This is a genomic window from Mycobacterium sp. 1245805.9, assembly GCF_001672915.1.
Classification (GTDB): domain Bacteria; phylum Actinomycetota; class Actinomycetes; order Mycobacteriales; family Mycobacteriaceae; genus Mycobacterium.
The window spans coordinates 1-5,570 of the sequence record NZ_LZKR01000174.1; the positions used below are offsets into that span (position 1 = coordinate 1).

General features: G+C 70.6%; 5 protein-coding genes and 1 pseudogene. 2 read left to right on the top strand and 4 right to left on the bottom strand.

Annotated elements, in window-relative coordinates:
• Both A9X00_RS31480 and A9X00_RS23830 read left to right on the top strand, forming a co-directional pair.
• A pseudogene (locus A9X00_RS31480) lies at window positions 1-1,316 on the top strand (PE family protein); the annotation flags it as partial.
• Between the two features lie 72 nt (window positions 1,317-1,388).
• Complete coding sequence (locus A9X00_RS23830) at window positions 1,389-1,967, top strand: hypothetical protein (RefSeq protein ID WP_067159059.1); 579 nt, start codon at window positions 1,389-1,391, stop codon at window positions 1,965-1,967.
• Between the two features lie 4 nt (window positions 1,968-1,971).
• Here A9X00_RS23830 and A9X00_RS23835 read toward each other — a convergent pair whose 3' ends face one another.
• From A9X00_RS23835 to A9X00_RS23850, 4 genes are all read right to left on the bottom strand, one after another.
• A complete protein-coding gene (locus A9X00_RS23835) occupies window positions 1,972-2,454 on the bottom strand; it encodes a mammalian cell entry protein (RefSeq protein ID WP_067159062.1) in 483 nt (160 codons plus the stop codon).
• Entirely contained in the window at window positions 2,454-3,155 is a 702-nt protein-coding gene (locus tag A9X00_RS23840; protein WP_067159064.1) for a mammalian cell entry protein, read from the bottom strand. The genes A9X00_RS23835 and A9X00_RS23840 overlap by 1 nt, the downstream gene beginning before the upstream one ends.
• A complete protein-coding gene (locus A9X00_RS23845) occupies window positions 3,155-4,879 on the bottom strand; it encodes a virulence factor Mce family protein (protein ID WP_067159067.1) in 1,725 nt (574 codons plus the stop codon). Before A9X00_RS23845 ends, A9X00_RS23840 begins: the two co-directional genes overlap by 1 nt.
• A 9-nt stretch (window positions 4,880-4,888) precedes the next feature.
• On the bottom strand, window positions 4,889-5,570 hold a 682-nt coding region (locus A9X00_RS23850; RefSeq protein WP_232006917.1), incomplete at its 5' end, for an MCE family protein.

Consider the following 5,570-nt stretch of genomic DNA (forward strand, 5'->3'; position numbering starts at 1 on the left):
GGGCCACCAATGCCCAGGGCAACGGCGGCAACGGCGGCATCGGCGGGCACGGCGGGGCCGGCGCCCGGCTGTACGGCAACGGCGGCGACGCCGGGTCCGGCGGGACAGGCGGCCAAAACACCGCCAGCCAGGCCGGCGGTGCCGGTGCGCACGGCGGAACCGGCGGGAATGCCGGGTTGATCGGCAGCGGCGGGCACGGCGGGGCAGGCGGCGCGGGCGGGAACCAAGCCGGCGGCCAAGGCAGTGGCGGCGCCGGCGCCAGTGGCGGGTCCGGCGGTAACGGCGGGTGGCTGTACGGCAACGGCGGCGACGGCGGCGCCGGCGGCGCCGGCGGGAAGAATGCCGCGGGCGGGACCAACTCCGCCGTCGGGGGCACCGGCGGCATCGGCGGTGCCGGGGGCAACGCGCCACTGCTCGGTCACGGCGGAGCGGGCGGAGCCGGCGGAAGCGATGTCAACGGTTTCGGCGGTTACGGCGGTGCCGGCGGCAATGGTGGGTGGCTGCAAGGCTCCGGCGGCGCGGGCGGGGCCGGCGGGGCCGGCGATATCGCCGGCGGTTTGGGCGGGAGCGCGGGTAACGGCGGCTGGCTGCAGGGCAACGGCGGCACCGGCGGGGCCGGCGGGAGCGCCACCGGCGCCAATGGGATAGGCGGTTTCGGCGGCCACGGAGGCAAGGGCGCGTGGCTGCACGGTAATGGTGGCACCGGCGGGACCGGCGGCGACGCCACCGGAGCTGGCGGACACGGCGGCAGCGGCGGAGACGCGGGTACCGCCGGGGTGTTCGGCAACGGTGGTCATGGCGGCCAGGGCGGCTCCGCATTCCTCGGGATCGGCGGCAACGGCGGCGGAAGCGGCAACAGCGGGATCGTGGGCGACGGCGGCACCGGCGGCGACGGCGGGGCCGGGTTGTTCGGCGGCCGCGGAGGCGATGGCGGCAACGTCAAACTGCTGGGCGGCGGAGGCGCCGGCGGCACGGGCGGCGCCGGCAGCGGCCCGACCGGGGTCGGCGGCGCCGGCGGGAACGGCGGCGGGACCGGGATATTCGCCCACGGCGGTGCCGGCGGTGCGGGTGGCGCCGGATCCGGCACCGGGGCCGGTGGGGCCGGCGGCGACGGCGGCGTCAGCGGGCTCTTCGGCGGCGGCGGCAGGGGCGGCGATGCCGGCACCGGCGCCGCGCCCGCCAACGGCGGCCGGGGCGGCGATGCCGTGTTTATCGGCAACGGGGGCGACGGCGGGAATGGCAAGGGCGGCGGAAACGGCGGCAACGGCGGCTTCGCCGGGCCGTTCGGCCACAGCGGGGCGCACGGATTGCCGTAGCCCCGGCGAACCCCCCATGGTGCTGCCGCCGAAACGCTGTGATACTCGATGCAGCGTAGAGGGAGGAACGTCATGAAGCTCCGTCGTGGCCTGGCCGCCGTCGCCGGCATCTGCTCTGCCGTCGCACTCGGAATCGCGCTGGAATCGGGCGAACCGGCCGGCGCCGTCGCACCGCCACCGGACGGCAACTACTCCTTCAACCAGGCGGGGGTGTCCGGGGTGACCTGGACGATCACGGCGCTGTGCGATCAGGTGAACGGAAGCCGCTACTACAAGGACTATTCCAACCCGGACATCATCGCGAACTTCTGCGCCCTGAACATCGTGAGCGCGACCGACGAAAAGATCAGCCGGCAGGACAAGCTGCAGAACTTCAGCGGCAGGGCCCGGCTGGTGAGCCAACGCTGGACCTTCAAAGTCGATGTGGCCGACGGTGTTTCGTGCCCTGGCGGCGGCACCGCGCCATCGACCGAAACCTATGCGTTCGACGACGAGACGCTCACCGGCACGCACACCAGCCTGCACGGCCCCGAGTGCGGCCTGGAGTCGGCGATGAGCAAGCAGCCGTTCACGCTGGCGCTCACCGGGCCACCGCCCAGCCCGATCGAGCGTTACCCGTTGCGGTGCAACGACATTGCGATGTGCTTCTGAGGGCCTAGATCGGCGTGATGTAGGCGATCAGCCACTGCTTGCCGACTTTGGTGAAGTCGACCCGCAACCGGCTGCCGTCGTAGAGCGGCTGCCGTGACTTGTCGGTCACGGTGCGGTTCAGGTAGACCATCACAGACGCCGAATCCCGCTTGGCCGACATGACGCCCACGCCAACGACATTGGCCTGGACGACCACCTCACGCTTCTTCGCCTCCGGAATGATCTGCGCGTTGGCGCTCTTCTGGAACTCCTGGCGATAGGCCGGCGTCAGCAACGGGTAAGCGGCCGAGAGGCTGCGTTCGACGGTCTGATAGTCGTAGGCGAACACCTCGGGTATCTCCTTGGCGGCCAGCCCCGGCAACGCCGCCCGCGCGGCCGCCTCGCCGCGCGTCTGCGCCCGCTCCCAGTAGAACCAACCGGAAGCCGCGGACAGGCCGACGAAGGCGGCCACCAGCAGGGAGCCCGCGACGGCGATCAGCCACCGCATCAATTACCCCCGTCCGGATACTTCAGGTCGTAGCCGGTCATCCGGCCGCGCTCGTCCTCGTGCACGATCACGCGCAGCCGATACGGCATCGACGGCTTGTTCGTCCCGTCGATGTCGGCGACCGTGACCCGCACCGACACCAGCACCGACGCGTTGTCGGTGACCGAATCGACGCCCTCCAACGCGGCGCCGTTGACGACGGCTTCCGACGTCGCGTTGGTGGAGCGGAACAGGCCCTTGAGGTTCTCAATGTTGTTGTTGGCGCCCAGCATTCCCCGCAGCGGGCCGCTGGTGCCGTCGTAGAACCGGTTCACGCTCTCGTCGATGTTGTCCTGCTTGTAGCTGAACATGTTGACCACCGTCTGCGTGGCGGTGTCGACGAAGCGCTGATCGCGCGCCTGGGCCGCGTCGGCGTGCCGCTGCTGGACGACCAGCGCGACCAGGCAGCCGGCCAGAGCGCCGACCGCCACCAGCGCGGCGGCGAACGACGTCCACAGCACCAGGACGCGGTTCGCCCGGCGCCGCGGCGGCGGCTTGACCGGCTTCAGGGTTTTGACGGGCTTCGCCGACGGCTTCGGCGGGGCCGGGACGTCGACCTTGACCGGAGCGGCCTCGGTCGCCTCGCCCTTGGCCGGCCCCGCGGCGCGCGAAGCACGGCGACGCACTCGCCGTGTCGTCGTTTCTGGGACTTCTGGGGCCACTACATCGGCCTCGGGTCAAGCATCAGGTCCACCCAATTCTCGGCGCTGGAGGCGCCACTGGCGCCGGCCGCGAACGTACCAGTCCCGCCGGCCGGGTCCACGAACGCTCCGGTGCGCTGGTCATAGGTGGTGTAGGCCGGGCCGCTGGCCTGCGGCGGCGGCGGACCCTGCGGCGGCCCCCACGGCTTCTCCGGTCCCGGGCCCGCCGGCGGAGGGTTGATGCCCTCCGGCGGGGCTGGCGGTGGGAGCCACTTGGGATAGGGAAGTATCGGCGGAACCGGTGGGACGCCTGGCGGCATCCACGACGGGTTGCCCGGCGGCGGCGGCCGGTCGTTCGGTGGCGGCGGATCGAAGGCCGGCTGGTGCGGTGCCGGCCCCGGCCCCGGCATCACGCCGGGCGGGGGCGGTCCCACAATGGGAACGCCTGGATCGGGATCGGCACCCGGCGGTATGTACGGGAACTTGTTGGGGGGCAACACGTTCAGCCCGTTCGTCACCGGGGTGTCGTACGGCACCGGCGGGCCGCGCCACGGATTGCGGCCGACCGGAACATAGCCCTTCGGATCGCGGCACAGCTGGATCGTCGGCGCCCGCTTGCCGGGGAACTCCTGGCACGGGTAGTTGCGGGCACCGCGCACGGTGCTCGGATCGTTCTGCGCGGTCTTGCAATACATGTCCCTCGGCAGCTCGCGCAGCGTCTCGTCCGCCGGCGTGCGCATCAGCGGCGGGGGCAGAAAGCCGACGGCGCACGGGGGCGGGTCGTTGAGGTCAAGCTTGAAGTCCAGCTTGGCGCCCTCGTCCTGCGGGGCGCCGCCGGCGGCCGTGGTGATCGCCGCGAACAGCGCCGGCAACACCACGAGCAGCTGCTCGATCGACTTGTGGTAGATGACGCCGACGCGGCCCAGGTTCGCCAGGCTGGCAGCCAGTGCCGGGAACGACGGGCGGATCCCGGAGAACGCGGTGCTGGCCTCGTCGGTGGCGCCCGGGGCGGTGGCCAGCGTGTCGCGCAGCTGCGGGTCGGCCTGGCGCACCTCGGAAGTGAACCGCGCCAACCCATCCGAGAGCGACTTCACGTCGGCGCCGGCGCGGATCTGGGACTGCAGGAACGGGCCGGCCTGATCGATAAGCTGCGAGACCTGCGGGTAGTTGGCGTTGGCCTCGTCCACCAGCAGCCGGGCGGATTCGATCAGCCGGGCCAACTCGGGACCCGAGCCGTTGGCCGCGATGAACGTCTCGTGCAACAGCTCGCGCAACCGCGTGTCGCCCAGGCTGTTGACCAGTGCCTCCGCCCGCTTCAACAGGTCTGCGACATCCTGACCGATGCGGGTGTTCTGCCGGTCGATCCGGGATCCGTTGTGCAGCTTGGTCGATGCGGGATTGCCCGGCGGCACCAGGTCGATGTACTGCTCACCCACGGCGGAGACGCTCTTGACGGTGGCGGTGACGTTCGACGGTATCGGGGTGCCGCTGTTGAGCCGCATCTCGGCGGTGACGCCGTTGGGGCTGAGGCCCACCGACTCCACCCGACCGACCGCGACGCCGCGGTAGGTGACGTTGGCGTTCTTGTACAGACCGCCCCCGGCCACGAAATCGGCGCTCACACCGTACGTTCCGAGGCCGAGGGTGGCGGGCAGCCGAAGGTAGAAGACGGCCATCACCGTCAGCGTGATCGCCGTGATCACCGCGAAGATGCCGAGCTGGACCCTGGTCAGTTTGTCGATCATCCGCCGCCCCTAGTGTCCTGTCGTTCCGGGCGGAATCGTGAACGGGTCGGCCGCCTGTCCGGACAGGTTGGCCATCTCGCCGGTCAGGAAGTCGGGCGGGTTGAGCACCTCGCTCATGTGCATCATGTTCGGGTCGAGCGCATAGGACGTGGTGAAGAACGTCTCACCGATCCGGCGCAGGGTGAGGTCGAAGGTGGTGAACACGTTGAGGTAGTCGCCGCGCACCGACTGCTTGATGCCGAAGTTGGGAAAGGGGAACGTCAGCAGGATCTGCAGCGAGGTGATGAAGTTCTTGCGGTTGTCGCTGAGGGCCTTGACCACCGAGTACAGGCCCTTGAGGTCTTCGGCGAAGTCCACCTTGGTTTCTGCCAGGATGTGGGAGGTCACCGTCGCCAGCTTCTTCAAAGCGGCGAACGCCTCGACGATGTGGTCCCGGTTCTTGTTGAGCACCCGCAGGGCCTCGGGCAGCGTGTCCAGCGCCCGGCCCAGGTTGTCCTTGTCGCGTGCCAGGATCGCGGAGAAGCGGTTCAGCCCGTCGACCGCGTCGATGATGTCGTTGGTCTGCCGGTTGAGCCCCGCCGTCAATTCGGCGAGCCGGGGGATCAGGTCGACCAACTGGTCCTGGCGACCGGCGAAGGCCTGATAGGTCTCATCGGTAATGTCTTCCAGCGCACCGAGATTGCCCTTGTTG